The sequence below is a fragment of the Xanthomonas euvesicatoria genome, assembly GCF_013112235.1.
Lineage (GTDB): Bacteria > Pseudomonadota > Gammaproteobacteria > Xanthomonadales > Xanthomonadaceae > Xanthomonas > Xanthomonas euvesicatoria.
On sequence record NZ_JABFFS010000001.1, the window covers coordinates 976,637 to 996,394 of the forward strand.

General features: G+C 64.6%; 16 protein-coding genes and 1 other RNA gene. 6 read left to right on the forward strand and 11 right to left on the reverse strand.

Annotation, left to right across the window (positions count from 1 at the left end; genetic code table 11):
* Nucleotides 1–2: 2 nt before the first annotated feature.
* The 5 genes from uxaC to HLH45_RS04135 all read right to left on the reverse strand — a co-directional run bounded on the left by uxaC (nt 3) and on the right by HLH45_RS04135 (nt 5,244).
* On the reverse strand, nt 3–1,421 hold the full coding sequence (gene uxaC / locus HLH45_RS04115; protein ID WP_008573841.1) for a glucuronate isomerase: 1,419 nt from the start codon (nt 1,419–1,421) through the stop codon (nt 3–5).
* A 40-nt stretch (nt 1,422–1,461) separates the two neighbouring features.
* Nucleotides 1,462–2,439, reverse strand: a complete 978-nt coding sequence (locus HLH45_RS04120) for an endo-1,4-beta-xylanase (RefSeq protein ID WP_008573839.1) — start codon at nt 2,437–2,439, stop codon at nt 1,462–1,464.
* A 100-nt stretch (nt 2,440–2,539) separates the two neighbouring features.
* Complete coding sequence (locus HLH45_RS04125) at nt 2,540–2,932, reverse strand: hypothetical protein (protein WP_046932438.1); 393 nt, start codon at nt 2,930–2,932, stop codon at nt 2,540–2,542.
* Nucleotides 2,929–3,921 (reverse strand): endo-1,4-beta-xylanase, encoded by a 993-nt coding sequence (locus tag HLH45_RS04130; RefSeq protein WP_008573837.1) that lies wholly within the window; start codon nt 3,919–3,921, stop codon nt 2,929–2,931. The genes HLH45_RS04125 and HLH45_RS04130 overlap by 4 nt, the downstream gene beginning before the upstream one ends.
* Nucleotides 3,922–3,930: 9 nt before the next feature.
* The gene (locus tag HLH45_RS04135; protein WP_008573835.1) at nt 3,931–5,244 is read right to left on the reverse strand and encodes an MFS transporter; all 1,314 of its coding nucleotides are present in this window, start codon (nt 5,242–5,244) and stop codon (nt 3,931–3,933) included.
* Nucleotides 5,245–5,704: 460 nt separating this feature from the next.
* Here HLH45_RS04135 and HLH45_RS04140 point away from each other — a divergent pair, with 460 nt between their 5' ends.
* The 4 genes from HLH45_RS04140 (at nt 5,705) to HLH45_RS04155 (ending at nt 12,162) form a co-directional block, all read left to right on the forward strand.
* Entirely contained in the window at nt 5,705–8,638 is a 2,934-nt protein-coding gene (locus HLH45_RS04140) for a TonB-dependent receptor (protein ID WP_029820792.1), read from the forward strand.
* Between the two features lie 98 nt (nt 8,639–8,736).
* Complete coding sequence (locus HLH45_RS04145; protein ID WP_008573831.1) at nt 8,737–10,224, forward strand: MFS transporter; 1,488 nt, start codon at nt 8,737–8,739, stop codon at nt 10,222–10,224.
* A 32-nt stretch (nt 10,225–10,256) separates the two neighbouring features.
* The gene (locus tag HLH45_RS04150) at nt 10,257–11,291 is read left to right on the forward strand and encodes a glycoside hydrolase family 43 protein (RefSeq protein ID WP_008573829.1); all 1,035 of its coding nucleotides are present in this window, start codon (nt 10,257–10,259) and stop codon (nt 11,289–11,291) included.
* Between the two features lie 337 nt (nt 11,292–11,628).
* Nucleotides 11,629–12,162 (forward strand): lipocalin family protein, encoded by a 534-nt coding sequence (locus HLH45_RS04155; protein WP_031424925.1) that lies wholly within the window; start codon nt 11,629–11,631, stop codon nt 12,160–12,162.
* A gap of 58 nt (nt 12,163–12,220) precedes the next feature.
* Here HLH45_RS04155 and HLH45_RS04160 read toward each other — a convergent pair whose 3' ends face one another.
* The 3 genes from HLH45_RS04160 to HLH45_RS04170 all read right to left on the reverse strand — a co-directional run bounded on the left by HLH45_RS04160 (nt 12,221) and on the right by HLH45_RS04170 (nt 13,817).
* Nucleotides 12,221–12,574 (reverse strand): ribonuclease E inhibitor RraB, encoded by a 354-nt coding sequence (locus HLH45_RS04160; RefSeq protein ID WP_008573825.1) that lies wholly within the window; start codon nt 12,572–12,574, stop codon nt 12,221–12,223.
* 277 nt (nt 12,575–12,851) lie between these two features.
* On the reverse strand, nt 12,852–13,088 hold the full coding sequence (locus HLH45_RS04165; RefSeq protein WP_008573824.1) for a DUF5076 domain-containing protein: 237 nt from the start codon (nt 13,086–13,088) through the stop codon (nt 12,852–12,854).
* Nucleotides 13,089–13,244: 156 nt separating this feature from the next.
* Nucleotides 13,245–13,817, reverse strand: a complete 573-nt coding sequence (locus HLH45_RS04170) for a hypothetical protein (protein ID WP_008573822.1) — start codon at nt 13,815–13,817, stop codon at nt 13,245–13,247.
* Nucleotides 13,818–13,969: 152 nt separating this feature from the next.
* Between HLH45_RS04170 and HLH45_RS04175 the strand changes: the two genes are divergently transcribed.
* A complete protein-coding gene (locus HLH45_RS04175) occupies nt 13,970–14,173 on the forward strand; it encodes a YdcH family protein (RefSeq protein ID WP_008573820.1) in 204 nt (67 codons plus the stop codon).
* Between the two features lie 626 nt (nt 14,174–14,799).
* On the opposite strand, the gene HLH45_RS04180 is transcribed toward HLH45_RS04175, so the two are convergent.
* On the reverse strand, nt 14,800–15,780 hold the full coding sequence (locus tag HLH45_RS04180; RefSeq protein ID WP_008573818.1) for a zinc-binding dehydrogenase: 981 nt from the start codon (nt 15,778–15,780) through the stop codon (nt 14,800–14,802).
* A gap of 260 nt (nt 15,781–16,040) precedes the next feature.
* Between HLH45_RS04180 and HLH45_RS04185 the strand changes: the two genes are divergently transcribed.
* A non-coding RNA gene (locus HLH45_RS04185) (sX9 sRNA) lies at nt 16,041–16,116 on the forward strand.
* Nucleotides 16,117–16,120: 4 nt separating this feature from the next.
* On the opposite strand, the gene plsB is transcribed toward HLH45_RS04185, so the two are convergent.
* Entirely contained in the window at nt 16,121–18,787 is a 2,667-nt protein-coding gene (gene plsB / locus HLH45_RS04190; protein WP_011349118.1) for a glycerol-3-phosphate 1-O-acyltransferase PlsB, read from the reverse strand.
* Nucleotides 18,787–19,758, reverse strand: coding sequence for a hypothetical protein (locus tag HLH45_RS04195; RefSeq protein ID WP_008571907.1), 972 nt, complete (start codon nt 19,756–19,758; stop codon nt 18,787–18,789). The genes plsB and HLH45_RS04195 overlap by 1 nt, the downstream gene beginning before the upstream one ends.

Consider the following 19,758-nt stretch of genomic DNA (forward strand, 5'->3'; position numbering starts at 1 on the left):
CCTCACAAGTTGTACGCTTGCTTGGGTAGGCGGTAGGCCAGGTCGATTGCCACCTCGGTTGCCTCGTCCTCTTCCAGCCGGTGCTCGGCAACGAGTTTGGCCAGGAAGGCGCTGTCCACGCGCCGCGCCACATCGTGCCGCGCGGGAATGGACAGGAATGCGCGGGTATCGTCGTTGAAGCCCACGGTGTTGTAGAAGCCGGCGCTGGCCAGGGTCTGCTCGCGAAAGCGCCACATGCCCTCCGGCGCATCATGGAACCACCACGCCGGGCCGAGCAGCAGGGAGGGGTAATGCCCGGCCAATGGCGCCAGCTCGCGGCTGTAGCTGGTTTCGTCCAGGGTGAACACGATCAGGCGCAGGCGCGGGTCGTTGCCATGCCGATCCAGCAGGGGCTTCAACGCATGCACGTAGTCGGTGCGCATCGGAATGTCGGCGCCCTTGTCGCGTCCGTACTGCCCGAACAGCTGCCGATTGTGATTGCGGAAGCAGCCCGGATGCAGCTGCATCACCAGGCCGTCGTCAAGGCTCATCGCCGCCATTTCGGTCAGCACCTGCGCGCGAAACAGTTCCGCCTGCTCCGGCGTGGCCGCACCGCGCACCACCGTATCGAACAGGCGCTGCGCTTCGGCTGGTGACAGATCGGCGGTCGCGGCGCTGGGGTGCCCGTGATCGGTCGAGGTGGCGCCATGCGCGGCAAAGAACGCACGCCGTTGCCGATGCGCACGCAGGTAGCCATCCCAGGTGAGCACGTCCTCACCGGTGAGCGCGCCGAACTGCTGCAGCGCGCCGGCAAACTGCTCGTGCTCCGGGTCCACGACCGGGTCAGGGCGATACGCCGTCACCACCCGTCCCTGCCAACCGCTGGCGGCAATGGCCGCATGGTGCTGCAGCCGATCCAGCGGCGATTCGGTGGTGGCGATCACCTCGATATTGAAGCGCTCGAACAGCGCACGCGGCAGGAATGCCGGCGTTCGCAGCGCGGCGGTGATGTGGTCGTAATAGTGATCGGCGGTGCCGGCATCGAGACGGATACGCAAATCGAAGACATCATGGAACACATGATTGAGCCATAGCGCCGACGGCGTGCCGCGCAACAACGTGTAGTGCTCGGCAAACACGCGCCATGCCGCACGCGGGTCGACTGCTGCGCGGGTTCCATCTGCGCGCGGGATGCCCAGGGCATCGAGGTCGATGCCCTGGCTGTACAACATGCGGAATACATAATGGTCCGGCACCAACAACAGTTCGGTGGCGTTGGCAAACGGTGCATTGGTGGCGAACCAGGCCGGGTCGGTGTGGCCATGCGGGCTGATGATCGGCAGCGTTGCAACCTGTGCGTACAGGCGGCGGGCGATCGCGCGCGTGCCGGGATCGGCCGGCAGCAAACGATCGGGATGCAAGGACAACACGGAAGAACGCATGATCGATATCAGCCCTATGGACAATGAGAAGGAAGCCCGGTCAGGGCCTGCTGGCAACGTAGCTGCGTAGCCAGGTCAAGGCCGGGCGTTCGCTGCCGTCGTAATTGATCAGATACGCACCTTCATTTTCACGCCATAGACCGTGACGGAAACCCCACACGTTCACGCCACGCACGGCCGGATGCTCCCAGAACATCGGGAAGAAACGCTGCCAGGCTGCCAACTGCTGAGCGTCGGTACGCCCATCCAGGTCGAACTCGGTGATGTAGATCGGCAGTCCGGTGGACGCCAACAGGTCGAGGTTGGCGCGCTGCACCGAAACTGAGGGGCCGTTGCTCGACAGGTGCCCCTGGATGCCGATCGCATCGATCAGGTGTTCTTGCTGCAGCAGCTGGATGGTGTGCAGATACTGCCTGGCTTGGTCGTTGTACTCGGTGACGTTGTAGTCGTTGATCATCAACTTGGTATGGGGGAAATACTTGCGTGCCAGGCGGAATGCCTCAAGCACCCAGTCCACGCCGGTCGCCCCGGTGCCGCCCAGTGCCCGCAGATAGTTGCCCGTATCGCTGCGGCGATTGTCCGGCTGGTTGTGGCCCGGCAGCGTCTCGTTGGCCACCTGCATCAAGTCGATGTCGGGGTAGCGCTGCGCAATCGCGGCAAACCAGTGCTCGATCGCCGCAAGCTGCTCGTTTGGCGGCAGGTTGCGCACCCACGTCGGCTGCTGGGCACCCCAGAGCCCGACATGGAACTGGAATTGCATGTGGTTGCGCTTGGCCAACTGGTAAGCCTCGTCGAGCGGGCCCCAGTTCATCTGGCCGCGCACGGGCTCGACGCTGCCCCATTTGCCCGCATTTTCGGGCACGTCGGCGTTCCAGTAGTTGGTGAAGCCCTGCGCTTGCTGTGGGCTGTAGGCGCTGCCCAGGACGCGCTGCTTGCCGGCAGCGATGGGCCCGGCAACAGCGGACGCATACGCGCCCAGCAACAGCACAAGCGTGAGCGGGTAACGGAGTTTCAACATGTTGGCATCCTCGATAAGTGAGCAAAGCAGTCACGGAAAGGACAGGTGCGCTGACGTGCGTCGGATCGACGCCAAAGTGCGCAGGCACCTGGAACCGCGTCTAGGCCGGTTGCTCCACTCGCGCCGGCTGCGTCGTGGCACCAGGCGGTGCACCACCGCCAGCGCCAGAATGTAGGCCGCACCCACCGTAAAAAAATTTCGATATGTAGCCGCCGATGGCCTGCAAAACGAAACCAATGAACGGTGTGATCAGGATGGCGCCGAGGCTGTCCATTCTTGCGACTGCAGGACAAGCAAGCAGGTCAGCAAGCAGGTCAGCAAGCAGCGTAAAAGGACATGCCGACCCGCCTTGGTGTGCGGCAGTGGTCAGCGCGGTCAGCGCGGCTATTTGCCACACGGCGCATGCAGCCAACACGATGACGTGCGCGCATCGGCATAAGGTCAGGACACCAGACAAAGGTCTGTGAGCGCGGCGCGCATCAATAATTGTCATGGCGCAGGTGCACCGGGATGGGCTGCAACGTAGTCGCGCAGCCACGCGAGCGCCGGACGTTCGGTGCGGTCGGCGCGGATCAGGTAGGCAGCTTCCTTGTCGCGCCACAAGCCGGGCCGAAAGCCCCACAGGGTGATGCCATGCACTGCCGGGTGGTCCCAGAACACCGGAAACACCCGCTTGTAGTCGGCCAGTTGCTGCGCATCGGTCGGCCCGTCCAGATCGAACTCGGTGACGTAGATCGGTAGGCCCGTGGCAGCCAACGCATCCAGATTGTCGCGATGCACCGACATCGCCACCTCCGGCATGGTCTCGAAGGCATGCTCCTGCACCCCGATCGCATCGACCAGGTTCTCACGCTGCAGCAGCCGCACGATCTGCAAATACTTCTGCGTGGCCTGCGCGCTATTGGTGATGCTGTAGTCGTTGATCATCAACTTGGTGTTGGGAAAATGCTGGCGCGCAAGCCGAAACGATTGCAGTACCCATTCCCAGCCGCTGTCGCCGTTACCCCCCAGCGCCTGCAGATAATTGCCGCCGCCGATATCGGCCTTGCTGGGCGGGTCGTTGAGTGGCTCGTTCACCACCTCCAGCAGCGCGATCTCCGGGTAGCGCTGCGCGACGGCGGCAAACCATTGCTCGATCTCGCGGCGCTGCTCGGCCGGCCGCAAGGTCTTGATCCATTCCGGCTGCTGGTTGCCCCACACCATGACATGCATCTGGAATGGCATCTGATTGGCCTGGGCAAACCGGTATGCCGCATCCAGCGTGCTCCAGTCCATCTGGTCGCGCACCGCCTCCACACTGCCCCATTTGCCTCCGTTTTCCGGGGTGAGCTTGTTCCAGTACTGCGCAAACCCCGGCGCCTGCTGCGCGCCGTACGCACTTCCGAGGAATTTGGACGCCGCCGCTGCCAGCGGTGCCGCGTGGGTTGGCGCGGCCATGCCCGCCGCCATCAATAACCCCAGTGCTACTGCGCGCATATGCATAGGCTCACCTCAGGACGATGTCGGCGCTGGATCGACAGGCAACTGCGCCGGCTCCAGCCGCGGCACCAGCGTGTGCACGACGACCAAGGCCAGCAGGTAGGCAGAGCCTGCCATCAGAAATACCGGCACATAGCTGCCGGTGGCTTGCAACAGAAAGCCGATGAAGGTGGCGATCAGCATGCCGCCCACCGCACCGGCAAAGCCGCCGATGCCCACCACCGTGGCAACCGCGTGGCGCGGAAACATGTCCGAAGGCAGCGTAAACAGATTCGCCGACCAGCCCTGATGGGCGGCGGTGGCCAGCCCGATCAGCGCGACCGCCAGCCACAGGTTGTCGGCGCGTGCGGCAAAGACGATGGGCACGACGGAAATCGCGCAGATCAGCATCGCGGTCTTGCGTGCGCGATTGACGCTCCAGCCACGTGCGATGAAACGCCCGGCCACCCAACCACCGGCAATGCTGCCGATGTCGGCCAGCACGAAGATCACGATCAAGGGCACGCCCAATTGCAGCAGGCTCAGGCCATATTCGGCGTGCAGGAACTTCGGCAGCCAGAACAGGAAGAACCACCAGATCGGGTCGGTGATGAACTTGCCCAGCACAAACGCCCAGGCTTGCCGATGCTGCAGCACCTGTAACCACGACAGGCGGCGCTGCACCGGCTCATGCGCATCGCTGCGGATGTGCGCCAGTTCTGCAGCAGACAACCGGGGTTGCTGCTCGGGCGGGTGATAGCTGAACCACCACACCGCCAACCAGGTTGCACTGAGCACGCCGGTGAACAGGAATGCCGCCTGCCAGCCCCAGGCGGTGGCAATCAACGGCACCAACAATGGGGCAAAAATGGCCCCGATATTGGAGCCGGAATTGAAGATGCCGGTGGCCAGCGCGCGCTCACGGCGCGGGAACCATTCGGCCACCGTCTTGAGCGCTGCAGGAAAATTGCCCGATTCGCCAAGGCCCAGGAAAAACCGCGCAATCGCAAACCCCACCACGCTGGTGGCCAAGGCATGCCCCATCGCCGCCAGGCTCCACAGGCCGATCGCCAGCGCATAGCCGAGCCGAGTGCCGAAGCGGTCGATTACCGCACCGCTGCACAGCAAGCCCAGCGCATACGCCGCCTGGAATGCGGTGACGATATAGCCGTACTGGATTTCGTTCCAACCGATCTGCGTCTGCAGAAACGGCGCCAGCACGCCCAGTACCTGGCGGTCCACATAGTTGATGGTGGTGGCCGCGAGCAGCAGGGCGCAGACCCGCCAGCGCACCCGGCCGAGCCTTGCCGTTGCGGCCCCCGGGGCCGCGGCGGGCACCTCGCTCATGCGCGTGGCCTATGCGGGCGCGCCAGCGCGCCAGCTTCCTGCGCGGATTGCCCGACGTGGTGCAAGCGTGCACCCATCAGGTGCCGGCCGGGACCGTCGCTGCCGTGTTCTTCGGTTCGATTCATCGACCACTGCACCTGCACGAAGGTGGCCTTGCGCCACGGATGATAGCGCTACCATTAACACGGCATCGCGATAAATCCATCGCGCAGTGCAACACTGCGCCCCCGTACGCAAGCGCGTCCGGCGCGACGGCGTGGGTTGGCCGGCGGCCTGCCGGCGCGTGCACGCATCTATGCTGCCCTGCAGCGTGATGTTCCGATTTTGTTAGCGCTAACATCAAATGCACTGATCGTCCGTCTCCCCCATCGCACCATCGTCGCGCCGCGCAACGGCAGCGGCACTCCCTGCGCAGGGGCGATGCGTGGGACATCTGCTACCTGTTAGGGAAGGGATTACGGTGAAGAACAGCTACGCACGAACCGCGTTGTCCTGCGCGTTGGGATCCATCCTGCTGGGCATGTCCAGCACCGCCGCCTGGGCACAGTCCGCCGATGCCCAGAGCACGGCGCAAACCCCGCCAACCACTGCCGGCAATAACGATGCGGTGACCCAGCTGGATACCGTCACCGTGTCCGGCTACCGACGCAGCATCCAGTTCTCCACCGACGCCAAGCGCGATTCGGTCGGCTTTGCCGACACGGTGTTTGCCGAAGACATCGGCAAGTTTCCGGACATGAATATCGCCGAGTCGCTCAACCGCATTCCCGGCGTGCAGCTGGCGCGCGACGTCAACGGCGAAGGTCTCAATATCGCCATCCGCGGCCTGGGCACCAGCTTCACCAAGACCACGCTCAACGGCGCCAGCATCGCCACTGCTTCGATCGGCCTGAATGCGCAGAACCAGAACCGCGAAGTCGATCTGAATCTGTTCCCCACCGAATTTTTCACCCAGCTCACGGTGAGCAAGACACCCACCGCGAGCATGCTCGAAGGCGGCGTTTCCGGTGTGGTGGACATGCGCAGCGCGCGCCCGTTCGACCGCCCCGGCGTGCACTTCACTTATCAGGCGCAGGCCGACTGGAACAGCACCAGCGAAAAAACCACCCCACGCGGCGCTTTCATGGGCAGCTGGACCAATGAAGCAGGCACCTTCGGTGCACTGTTCGGCGTGGCGTCGGTCCGCAGCAAACTCGGCGTGCGCGGTTTCGAGAGCGTGGGCTGGACCAACCCCGGCCTCACCTACACCCAGTGCGGTCTCGCGCCGCCGGCAGGAACGCCAGCCACCAACCAACCGGCGGCGTGCAACGTCAATGGCGGCGGCAACTGGCGCATTCCAGACACTGTGCCCGCCACTGCCGGCAGCGGCCTCACCACCGGCGAGACCATCGACGCCGCCTGGCTGCTGGCGCGCAACCCGGGCCTGAGCATCGACCAGATCAGCGACGCGCTGATCCCGCGTCTGGGCCGCAGCGTCTACATGAGTGGCGATCGCGACCGCGATGCGTCGGTCATGTCGCTGGAATGGCGCCCTTCCGACAGCATGCATTTTTACCTGGACACGCTGTACTCCGAAGCCGAGCGCACCACCGAGCGGATCAGCATGAATCTGATCGGCCGCAACGGCAACATGATTCCGCTCGGCATGCAGCTGGATCAGAACAACGTGGTGACCAGCGCCACCTTCGCCAACGCGCAGTACTTTTTGGAAGCGCGCCCGTACCACGAAAACGTCAAGTTCTGGAGCGTCAATCCCGGTGCGGAACTGCTGTTTGGCGCCGAGCAGGACATCAAGCTCAATGTGCAGGCCAATGCCACCCGTAGCTGGCTCGCACGCGAATCGCCCAGCATCCTGGTCACCTCGCCGTTCACCACCGTGGACTACCGCAACGAAGGCGGCGACCGCCCCAGCATCACCAGCCCGCTCGATCTCAACGACCCCAACCTGGGCTGGGGCTGGACGGGTGGCCGGGTCAATATCCAGAACGAAAAGCGCCAGACCGAAACGCGCGGCGCGCGCGCCGATCTGCAGTTCGGTGAGGACAAGCGCAACGTCAAGATCGGCGCGTCCTACGACATGGCCGAGCGCACCATCCGTGGCTTCGACAACAGCACCGCCTGGGAACAGGTGGTGTGTCGCGGCAATGGCGGCAACGTGTGCAACGGCGGCGCCGGCTCGGCAATCCCGAACGCGGCCCTGGCCAGCTATCTGAAACCCGGCCCAGGCGGTTTCATCACTGCCGACTTCTCCCGCTTCCTGGCCGACACCAACTACTACGCGCTGCGCGATGCCGCACCGGAGAGCAACTCGGCCAACACCGGCGCTTCGACCGGCGGCATCCGCGAAAAAAATCTGGGCTTCTACATCGAGACCAATGCGGAAGCCGATGTCTGGAACCGCACCATGCGCTTCAACGCCGGCGTGCGCTATGTGACCACCGACCAGACCATTACCGGCCCGGTCACCATCAATGGCGTCCGCAGCGTGCAGGTGCTGGATTCGGATTACAAGGAAACCCTGCCCTCGTTCAACGTGGCATGGGACGTGGCCGACAAGGTGGTCATGCGCCTGTCCAGCTCGCGCACGCTGACCCGCCCCGATCCCAGCGCGATGCTGCCCAACACCAACTTCAGCGACCCTTCCGCGCAGACCGCCACGCAGGGCAATCCGAACCTCAAGCCGTATCTGTCGACCAATGTGGATTTCGGCGGCGAGTGGTACACCGGCGGCGAAGGCTATGTGGGCCTGACCCTGTTCAACAAGCGCATCACCGGCTTCACCGTCAACGGCATCCGCCGCATTCCGTTCAACGACCTGGGCGTGAACTACGACACGCTATTGCCGATCCAGCAGGCCGGCCTGGCCCAGCGCGGCGGCCCCAATGCGGCCACCGTGGATGTGCAGACGCAGGTCAATGCCGATGGTGTGCTCAATATCCGCGGCACCGAGGCCATCTGGGTGCAGCCGCTGGACAAGCTGTTCGACGGCCTGGGTTTCAGCCTCAACTACACCCACGTCAACCAGCAGTCCGAAGGCGAAGGCGTGCCGGCGGTGGCCGTCGGTGTCGCACCCAACCTCTGGAACGGCACCGTCTACTGGGAAAAGGACGCAGCCTCGATCCGCCTGTCCTACACCTGGAACGACGACATGGTGATCTCCGGCGCCAACCAGAACGGCATTCCGTATGCGCGCCTCAACGCCGACGCGCGCGGCCAGCTCGATATGTCGGCGAGCTACGCACTGGATTGGCTGCCGTCCAAGCCGCAGATCACGCTCAACGTCACCAATATCACCAACGAGCCGTTGCGCACGACCTTCGCTTGGCCCAACGCCACCTACGACCTGTATGAGCCCGGGCGCACCGTCATGCTCGGCATCCGCGGTACCTTTTGAGTGTTGTCGTCATCGGTCGCCGTTCCTCCCAGCGGCGACCGATGGCGCAATGCGCGCCGCGGCGTTTTCCGCAGCATTCTTCGAGTCCGCCCCACCTCATGAACGATCGGTCACAGCAGCTCTCCTTGCGCGAAAAGATCGGCTACAGCCTGGGCGACCTGGCTGCCAATCTGATCTTCCAGACGCTGGTCACTTTCCTGGCGTTCTTCTACACCGATGTGTTCCGCATACCTGCCAGCGTGGCAGCGACGCTGATCTTTGTGGTCGGCATGCTGGGCGCGTTCGTGTTTACACCGGTCATCGGTATCTTGGCCGATCGCACGCGCACCCGCTGGGGCAAGTTCCGCCCGTGGATCCTGTGGACCGCACTGCCTTTCGGGGCGTTGTCGCTGGCCGCCTTCAATACGCCCACGCTCGGCGAGCAGGGCAAGATCGCCTACGCCTTTGCCACCTACACCTTGCTGATGCTGGTGTACGTCGCCAACAACCTGCCGTATTCGGCTTTGAGCGGCGTGCTCACCGGCAGCATGGAGCAGCGCAACAGCTTGTCGGCGTATCGCTTTCTGGCGGTGACCTTTGCGCAGTTCATCATCCAGGTGCTGTTACTGCCGTTGGTCTTGATCCTGGGCAATGGCGACAAGGCGCAGGGTTTTCGCAACACCATGGCGCTGTTCGCGGCGATCGGCACGCTGTGCTTTCTGATCACCTTCTTCACCACGCGCGAGCGGGTGCTGCCGATCAGCGAACAACGCAACAGCGTGCGCCAGGACCTGACCGATCTGGTCCGCAACAAGCCCTGGCTGGTGATGCTGGCGCTCACCATCCTGGTCTTCATCAATCTGGCGATGAAGGGCGGGATGTACATCTACTACTTCAAGTACTACCTCGACGCGAATGCGTTGACGCAGTTTCTCGACCACGCCGGGTTCAACCGCTTCATCGCCGGCATCAACAGCGTCCTGACTGGCGCCGGCATGAGCGCGTTGCAGTGGCCACAGGACGCGCCGACTTCCGCATTTAGCGTGTTCAGCGCCGGCGGCATCCTGGCGATGATCGTGGGCATCGGTTTTTCCAAACGCCTGGCCGACCGCTTTGGCAAGCGCAATGTCTTCGGCGGCGCGCTGCTGATCTCCACGCTGTTCCTGCTGGCGTTCTATCTGTACCCACCGAATGCGATCGGCTGGGTGTTCGCTTCCTACGTCCTGCACGGGTATTTCTACGGCATCACCATCCCGTTGCTGTGGGCCATGATCGCCGATGTGGCCGATTACTCGGAGTGGAAGAACCACCGCCGCGCCACCGCCATCATCTTCTCGGCGATGTTGTGCGGCTTGAAGATCGGACTGAGCGTAGGCGGCGCACTGGTCGCCGGCATCCTGGCGTTTTATGGCTATGACGCAGCACTGCCGCAGCAAGGCGCGGCCGTCACCAACGGCATCCGCCTGTCCATCAGCGTGTACGCCTCGCTTCCGTTCCTGCTCGGCACTGCATTGCTGGCGCTGTACGAAATCGACAAGGCGCTGGAAACCCGCATCGAGCACGAACTGGGCATGCGCCGACAGGCCGCCCCGTTCGCCACTGTCTGACCTCCCCTCCCACTTCATGCACAGGTACGCGCATGTCCGATGAACTGCAAGCCGCTAATCTGCAGGCGCTGGCGCGCACCGCCATTTCCGCACCGCTGGTCACCCACCTCTACACCGCCGACCCGTCCGCACATGTATTCGACGGTGCGCTGTATATCTATCCCTCGCACGACCTCGATGCCGGCGTGGCCTTCAGCGACGACGGCTCGCATTTCGACATGGCCGACTACCACGTGTTGCGCATGGCGCATCCAGGTGCGGCGGTGGAAGACCTCGGGCAAGTGCTGCATGTGCGCGATGTGCCCTGGGCGCAGCGGCAGATGTGGGCACCGGATGCGGCACAACGCAACGGCAAGACTTATCTGTACTTCCCCGCAAAACGCGCCGACGGCATATTCCAGATCGGCGTGGCGGTGGGCGATCGCCCCGAAGGCCCGTTCGTCGCCGAGCCGCAGCCCATCGCCGGAACCTACTCGATTGACCCGGCCGTACTCGCCGCCGACGACGGCGCGCATTACCTGTACTTCGGCGGCATCTGGGGCGGCCAGCTGCAGCACTACCGCGATAATGTCTACGCGCAGACGCATCAGGAACCGGTGGGCGAGGCACCCGCACTTGGCCCGCGCGTGGCGCGCCTGCACGCGCACATGACCGAACTGGCCGAACCCAGCCGCGAAGTCGTCATCCTCGACGAACACGGCGCCCCGCTGCGCGCAGACGACCACGCCCGCCGCTTCTTCGAAGGTCCCTGGGTCCACCAACATGCAGGTCGGTACTACCTGTCGTATTCCACCGGCGACACCCACCAGATCTGCTACGCCACCAGCGATTCACCCTACGGCCCGTTCAACTACCAGGGCGTGCTGCTCGCACCGGTGGTCGGCTGGACCACGCATCACTCCATCTGCTTGTTCCAGGAGCAGTGGTATCTGTTCTATCACGACAGCGTGCTTTCGGGCGGCCAGACGCATCTGCGCAGCATCAAGATGGCACCGCTGGAACATGCTGCAGATGGAACGATCGCGACGATTTATCCGTATGGGGAAGACGCGGTATCGCCTTGGTGAGTGCCGTTGGGCAACCGCCCGCCGGGATCCATCGAGTCGGTGATCGCTGGGCAGCTGACGGTGGAAGAAACGTCCTTTCAGCTCGATGCTTCAGCGCACCTTGTCGTCATCACGGCGGCTGAGGGTTGAACAATACTCACGGCATAAATTGCGCGTTTCCGGCGTTTGAGTGGCTCTTTATTTGGCTCTTGAACGCAGATGACTCGGCAAACGGCACCGGCATGTCGCACGCACCAAGGCCAGTCTTGCCCCAGGCTGGAACTACATCGCATGGGCTCGCATCCAGACGTAGTGCAGCTACGTATTGCTGAGACGTGCCCTCTTAGGTAGAAATGCCATGCGACGTAGTTCGATGCTGTTGTTACTCACGCTCGCGGTCCACGGCAGTGCTGGCGCAAGCGATTCACGCGCTGCCCTGCCCCGCGCAGACACCGTTGATGTGCCGCGCTTCATGGGCGACTGGTATGTGATTGCGCATATTCCGACCCGGCCCGAGCGCAGCGCCTACGACGCGGTGGAGAGCTACGCGCTGCGACCGGATGGTCGCATCCAGACCACCTTCACCTTTCGCAAGGGCAGCTTCCAGGCGCCGCTCAAATCGATGCATCCGATCGGCCAGGTGGCGAAGGAAGGCAATGGCGCGCTCTGGCGCATGCAGTTCTTCTGGCCGTTCAAGGCCGAGTACGTGATCGCCTGGCGGGACGCAGCCTATACGCAGACCATCGTGGCGCGCAGCAAGCGCGACTACGTCTGGTACATGGCGCGCACCCCGGAGGTCTCCGATGCCGACTATCAGCAAGCGGTCGAGCGTATCGCGGCGATGGGCTATGACGTGACGCAGCTGCGACGTGTGCCGCAGTCAGCGCGCTGATGCGGAAGCGCTGATAGGAGAATCTGCACGCCGTGCAGTCCTCGAACCGGTCGAGCGCTCAGGCGTCCTTCGCGTCCCCGAAGAATTCCCATCCATCGTTCAAGCCGTCCAAGGGCTTGGCCTCGGCTGCCAGGTCTTCCTCGAACGCCGAAATCGCCTTGTACAACGGCACCATGGTCGGATACACCGTCACATCCATGGGAAACGCCGTATTTTCCGGGTAATGACAGCAGCGGACTTTCTGCTCGAAGCGAAGCATCTTCACCGAGAACTCCAGCGCCGATTCCTTGCTGGGGAAGACCACCGAAAAAGCGATTTCCCGCGGCTTTGAAAGGTCGACACCTTGCTGTGCGATATGCCAGAGCGTGTCGCCGTTATCGTCTTTGGGATACAGAATCAGATCTCGCTGCATGACACTCTCATCAGGACGCTCTCATCAGGTGTTGGTCGGGAAGGCCAGTGACGCCAGGATCTTCGCCCTTGGGCGAGAAAGCCAGCGTCGATGGTATCCAAAAGGCAGCACGGCGATGCGTCCGTGCCCGGCGCACTGCTAACCGAGTCATCGCAGTCAATAGAGGCTTGCCCGGGACGCGCGATCGCGCAACGAGGGCCTTGCACGGCGCCGCTAGTGCTCGACTGGCAGCGCTCCCTCTTGCCGACCGCTCGGGTCGGCAACGCGTCGCAAGAAGTCATCCAGCATCAGCGTGCGACATTGCGCGAGCGGCATGCCATCGCGCTGTGCGTACATCCGCGAAGCATTGCTCGAATAGATCCACAAGCAGTTCGCCGAAGTCCTCTGCACCGCCACCCAGATCGCGATTGATGCTCACGTGCAGCTGTTCATTCGCGGCCCATAGACGCAGCAGTTCGAAGGCCTCCGGATCGGCCAGTGCGTCGGGCGGGATAATCAATTCACCATCGTGCATGTCTTCCCTCGTCGGGGTCGCACGTTCAATGAACCCGCGCGGTGTCGTCGATGCCTTGCATTCGCCAGCGCGCACGCACGCGACATCAGTGATCAGCAACCGTGGGGCGATGACAGGTGCCGGCTCACGCCGGCGCCTGCTGCTCCGCTGAGTGCCTCACGGCACCCAGATCAAATTCATCACCTGCGGATCGGCGGTCACCTTGACCAGCTTGCCGCTGGGGCCGAACTGCACCTGGTACTCGGAGAAGCTGTCGCGCCAGTAGCGCCACAGCGAGGCGTCCAGGTTGGGGTTTTCGCTGCTGATCGGGTAGCCGACCGCCATCAGCACCTGTTCGCGGGTCATGCCGCCGGTGAGCTTGCCATCGTTGATCGCCTGGCGAATCTTGGGCGGGAAGGTAGCGAGCTTGAGCTTGGGGTCGGTGGTGACGACATACCGGGCGGCAAAGGCGGTGTTGTCCAGGTCGCGGCTGTAATCGTTGCCGATGGACTGCTTTTCGCCGGCGATCTTGAGGTTGACGCGGTTGCGGCCGAAGCCGGTGACGCTCACCGGGGTGCCGACCGGGAGCATGCGCTTGCCGTCTTCGGCGTAGTTGCTGTCGCTGATCCAGCTGCCGTCGGTGCGCAGGTTGCAGCACAGAAAGCCGTCGTACTTGGCGACATCGGCGGCGCTGGCCAGGTTGGCGGCGGCGAACAGGCCCAGGGCCAGCAGGGAAGGATGCAGACGCATCGAAAGACTCCTTTCTCGACGGCCGTAGCCGCGCGGCAATGATGGACGGGGCGCGCCGCCGTTTCCCCGCGGCGCGCGGGCATTGTCGCAGCCCCGGGCCGCTTGGCAAGCGTGGGTGACGCGCGCAGCCCGGGGTTGTGTATGCTCGGGGGGTGGAAACCTTGTCAACCGCCGAGATCGTCGAGCAGATCGCCGAGTTGCGACGCGCCCACCGCGCGTTGGACGAGGAGATTCAGCGCGTGCCCGCGAACCTGGACGACGAGCTGCAGATGAAGCGCTTGAAGAAGCGCAAGCTGCACATCAAGGACTGCATCACGCGGCTGGAGATGGAGTTGGTGCCCGACGAGCCGGCGTGATGGCTGGTTGGCGGTAGCTTGCGTCAGCTGCAGAAACGGTCCCTCAACCAGAGCCCGTGCTTGCGACGCGGGCACCCGAAGGCACGCGCGCCAGGGGCGCACCAGCCATGCCTTCTCGCCCCGACGTGAGGAAAGGCTTTGATCTGTGCTGTTGGGATGAGGCTCTGTAAAGCGCTGGTTCGCGGCTTCCTTATTTCGCCGAAGCAGGCTCTAGCGCTTCGCGTCGAGACATTCCTTCTCGTACCTGGAGAAGCTCACTGCATCGCAGCCGGAACTGCACGTCTCCTGCATCGAACCGGCTAAACCCATCGCGCCGATAAGCTCCCTTCTCCCACCGGGAGAAGGTGCCCCGAAGGGGCGGATGAGGGTACGAGTGCTGAACGTTGTCAACGGCCAAGTCGCTCTACTCTGATTGCGCAGCGCTAACTGCGAAAGACCGCTGGCTGCAACGGATCAATACCCACATCGGCCACACGACACATACAACCGCGCGGCGCACGAAAGATCAGTGCTCGCTAGGAGCCGCTCTGAGAGTTCCACCGCGCAAGCGACACTGCCATCCAGCCAGCGCGGGCGACCTGCCACTCCGTCCCCGCGCTGGCGCTGTTTCGATCGGCGCACCCCGCTCAACCGGCGCGCAGCAGGATCTTGCCACCTCGCCCCGGTTCGGCACTGGCCGCTGCCGCCTTGGCCGCGTCTTCCAGATCGAACACCGCTTCCACCGGCAGCGCCAGGCTGCCGTCGAGCGCGGCCTTCAACAGCTCGCCGATCATGCGGCGCTTGTCCTCGGACTTGGTGGCGGCCATGACCTTGCTGCCCCAGAAGCCGCGCACGGTGGCCTGCTTGAAGATCACATCGCCGCTGGCAATCTCCAGCGGTTCGCCGGTCATCGAGCCGAACGAGATCAACTCGCCGCCCTCGGCGAGCAGCCCCATCAGCTCGCCTGCCGCCTTGCCGGCCACCGAGTCGATCGCGCGCACGATCGGTGCATCGCCGGCCAGCGCGCGCACGCGGTCTTGCCAACCGTCCTGCGCGGTCGACACCGCATTCCCGATCCCCAGTGCCTTGAGTTCGTCCACGCCGGCATCGCGACGCACCAGATTGATCACGTTGATGCCGCGTGCCGCAGCCAGCATGGCCACAGTCTTGCCGACCGCGCCGTTGGCGGTGTTCTGCACAATCCAGTCGCCTTTGTCGACATTCAGGAACTCGATCAGCATCAACGCGCTCAGCGGCATGGCGATGAGCTGGCAGCCGCGGTCGTCATCCAGTGCGTCGGGCAGCGGGACCACGCCGGTTGCGTCGGCCAGAAAGTAGTCGGCCCAGCTCTCGTGCACGCCGGCGGCGACGACACGCTGGCCGACCTGCAGGCCCTGCACGCCTTCGCCCAGCGCATCGATCACGCCAGACCCTTCGCTGCCGCCGATCGCCGGCAGCGTGGGCTTGTAGCCGTAGTTGCCGCGCACCGTCCACAGGTCATGGTTGTGGATGGGCGAACGCCGCATCGCGATGCGGACCTGGCCCTTGCCGGGTTGCGGTGTGGGCCGTTCGCCGAGTTCGAGCACCTTGGCCGGGTCGCCGAACTGGGTGTGGATGGCTGCGCGCATGCAAGTCTCCTGTCGGCGGCGCCCGTGGTGCAACGCAGCCGATCACAGTGAAAGATGCTGCGATGCTAACGGGAACGCTGCAAGCGCCCGATGAAGCGAACGGAACCGCTGTGTGAAGGCGGCCGGCGCCCCGCCCACCGCCACCTCGCCACGCGCCCGACGCGCCCTGCAAGACGTGAAGGCATTCGCCAACGGCTTAGAGCATCCAACAAAACGACTGTGCAGCCGCCAGGCGGGCGCGGCCGGTGCCCGGTATCGGCATGTACCACGCGTACGCTCCGGTTCCTGCCCGCCGCCCACACCCACCTGACGACTGCTCGCCACGTCTTGTCAGTCGCTTTTACTGCGGCGGCACAGCCACGTCCGGCTTGGCCGCTGCCGGGCTGACGCGTTCGATGGTATGGCGCAGTTCGCGGCCGAGAATGAACTTGGCGTCCTTGGCCCAGGCATCCAGGCGCTCGTCGAACATCAGCTTGCTGTTGTCGTCCGGCCACACCAGGCGCAACTCGCGCAATTTCTGGATGAAGCCGCGGAACAGGGTCTTGTCGAAGAACTCCGGCGCGGCCGGTGCATACAGCAGGCTCAGACGCTGCGCGGCCTGCTGGCACAGGCTTTCCAGTTCGCCGGCACCGAGCACGCCCGGGCCGTTCTTCACCAGCACCGAAATGGCGATGTAATAGCGCTCGAACGCTTGTTGCAGCGAATGGCCGATCGCGCGCAGGCGGAACACTTCGTCGGTCTGCCCGGTGTTGCGGGTCAGGATGCCGCCGTCGTCGTCGGTGACGTTGAGCAGCAGGCCTTCGCGCACGAACATGTCGATGGTCTGTTCGATGCGTTCGGCAAAGCGGTCTTCGCTCCACGGCAGGAACAACTCGGCCTGCAGGAACGGATACACCGTGCGGCCCAGGCGCAACAGACCGGCGCGGCTCATGCGGCGGTTGTTCTGGAAGCAGCACGCCACCCACGAAGAAGCGGTGAACAGGTGCAGCACGTTGTTGCGGAAGTAGCTCAGCAGCACCGCGGTATCGCCGCTGACGCTGAGCACATCGCCCAGCGGGTGCGACACGCGCGTGAGCACGTTGATCTCTTCGGCGTGGGTGATGATGCGCGCCGGCGTGTGCGGGGTGACGGTGACGCGGTCCGAGTACGGCATTTCGGCCAGCAGCTTCTTGCACAACTCGATCTGCGCGATCAGGTCGGCCTCGCCCATCGCGTGCTTGGGCGTGGACAGCAGGGCCAGCGCCAGCAGGTTGATCGGATTGACGTCGGCGGCGCAGTTGATGCGGGTCTGGATCTGCGTAGACAGCATGTCCACCGCGGGCGCCAGCCAGGTGGGTTTTTCGTCTTCCGGCAGCGGCTGGCCGTCCCAATCGGGCGCGTGCCTGGCCAGCACGTCGTTGAGCGCGATCGGCTCGCCGAAGTTCACCACCACCTGGCCGTAGTTCTGCTTGAGCACCTTGGGGATGGACCACAGCAGGCCCCAGATGGATTCCTTTTCCTTCGGCCGGCCGGTGAGCTCGTCCAGGTAGCTGTTGCCTTCCATCAACTTTTCGTAGCCGATGTATACCGGCTGGAACAGCACCGGCTTGCGCGGCTGGCGCAGATACGCGCGCAGCGTCATCGCGATCATGCCGCCCTTGGGCTGCAGCAGACGCCCGGTGCGCGAACGCCCGCCTTCGACGAAATATTCGATGGAATAGCCGCCGGCCACCAGTTGGGCGACGTATTCGCTGAGCACGGCCGAATACAGCGCATTGCCCTTGATCGAGCGGCGGATGAAGAACGCGCCGCCCTTGCGCAGCAACGTGCCGACCACCGGCAGGTTGAGGTTGATGCCGGCCACGATGTGCGGCGGCACGATGCCGCGTTCGTACAGCAGGTAGCTCAGCAACAGGTAGTCCATGTGGCTGCGGTGGCTGGGTACGTACACCACTTCATGCCCGGGCGCGGCCTGCTTGAGCTTGTCCAGGTGATGCACCAGCACGCCGGCGTAGATGCGGTTCCACACGTGGGTCAGCAGGAAGCTGGCCGAGCGGACCACCGGGCTGGAATAGTCGGCGGCGATTTCCCACGCATAGGCATGCGCCTTGCGCCAGGCATCGACCGGCTTGGAATTGTCGCGCTTGGCCTGGATGGCGATGGCTTCGCGTACCGACTCGGCGGCCAGCACCTGGTCCACCAGCAAACGGCGGGTAGACAAGTCCGGGCCGATCACCGCTTCGCGGATGCGCCGGAAGTGCGTGCGCAACACGCGCTGCAACTTGCGCAAGGTGCGCTCGGGCGGCAGCCCTTCGGCCATGGTCTGGCGCAACGAAATCGGCGGGGCGAAGCGCACGATGGTGGTGCGGCCGTTGAGCAAGACCGACAGCAGGCGGCGGAAGCGGCCGACCAGCGCCCAGTTTTCCGAGAACAGCACCGCAAACCAGCCGCTCTGCTTGTCCGGCGCGCGGCCGACGAAGATCGATACCGGCACCAGATGCACGTCCAGGTCGGCGCGCACGCGGTGCGCCTGCAGCAACTTGGCCAGCGAATCGGAGTGGGTCTTGCCGCCGCGCTGCTCGGGAATCAGCGAATTGCTGCTGCTGCGCCGTGAGAGCGCCAGGTAGGCCCGCTTGCGCTCCAGCGGGTCGCCCGGCAACGGCACCAGCGGCGACGGCAGGCCGACTTCGCGACAGGCCTTGTCCAAAATCAGCGCATTGGACATGCCGTAGTCTTCCAGCACGTACACCACCGGGCGGCCGTCGTCGTAGCGACCGGGCTGGTCCGGCTCGATGGTCAGGCTCAGCCAGGGGTCGGCCAGGCGGCCGAGCAGGCGCGCCCACCACGGGCGCTTGGCGCTGCGCGCCGCGGCAACGCCGGGGGCGATCGATGGCGCAACCGCCGGCGGCACCGGCTCGGCGAGCGGCAAGGCCGCCGTCGTGGCGCCGGTGTCGGCTGCGGCAGTGCTGGGCGGGCTGGGCTGGCCGTCCGGGAACGGCAGGGGATTTTGTTCTGGCATCACGGTCATTATCGCCCAGCCGGGCGTTGCCCGGTGTCGGCAGCCTTCGCCGGCGCGACCGCTGCGGTGTCGGGCACTGCAGTGGCGCTGGGTAAGGGCGCGGCCTGGGCATCGAGCAGCGCCTGCACTTCGTTCTGGGTCTGCAGCTGGTACCAGTGGCCCTCGCGCTTGATCAGCGCGACGTTCAGATCGATATCGTGGGCGGCCAGCGGATAGCGCAGCCGTACCTGGGCGGTGTCGGCATCCTGCTTGATCAAGCCGGTCCGCAGCGCGTCCAGGCTGCTGTCGATCGACAGGTCGTAGCGCTCCAGCACCTTCTTGCAGGTTTCCCAGAACGGCCCGAGCCGGCGCAGGCTTTCCTCCATGCCCAGCCGCTGCAGGTCGGCATCGGAGGTGATGCCGGTGGCACGGGCGGCGGTCGCCAGGTCGGCGATGCTGGCCTTGGCGCGTGGGCGATCGGCCAGCGGCGCAGTGGCGGCCCACGCGCTCAAGGCGTCGACCAACTGCACGTAATGGGCGCGCTGCTCGGGCTGGTAGTCGTTGCGGCTACGCAGGTATTGCACGCCGAACTGGCCCAGCGATTGCGCCGCCTGCGCGATGCCCTGGGCCTGGCCGGCCAGCTGCGCATCGAAGGCCTGCTGCAGGCGGCGTTCGGCATCGGGCGCCGACAACGACCCGAGCAGCGCGCCGACTTCATTGGGCAGCGGCAGTTCGGTCAGCGGCCAACGGCTGACACCGCTGCGCCACGCCGCCTCCAGCTGGGTGTATTGCGCAGGCGTCACCCGGATACGCGCATACGCCACCAGATCATTGCGCCGCAACGGCAGGGTCATCGCCTGCATCGCCGCGGCCGGCTCGGCCTTGGCGCCGGGCAGTGCGGGCGCGGTCTGGTTGCGCTGGCAGCCGCTCACGCACAGCGCGGCCAGCAGCAGCCACGCGGCGAAGTGGAACCGCCCTGCACGGACGGTAGGTAGCGACAT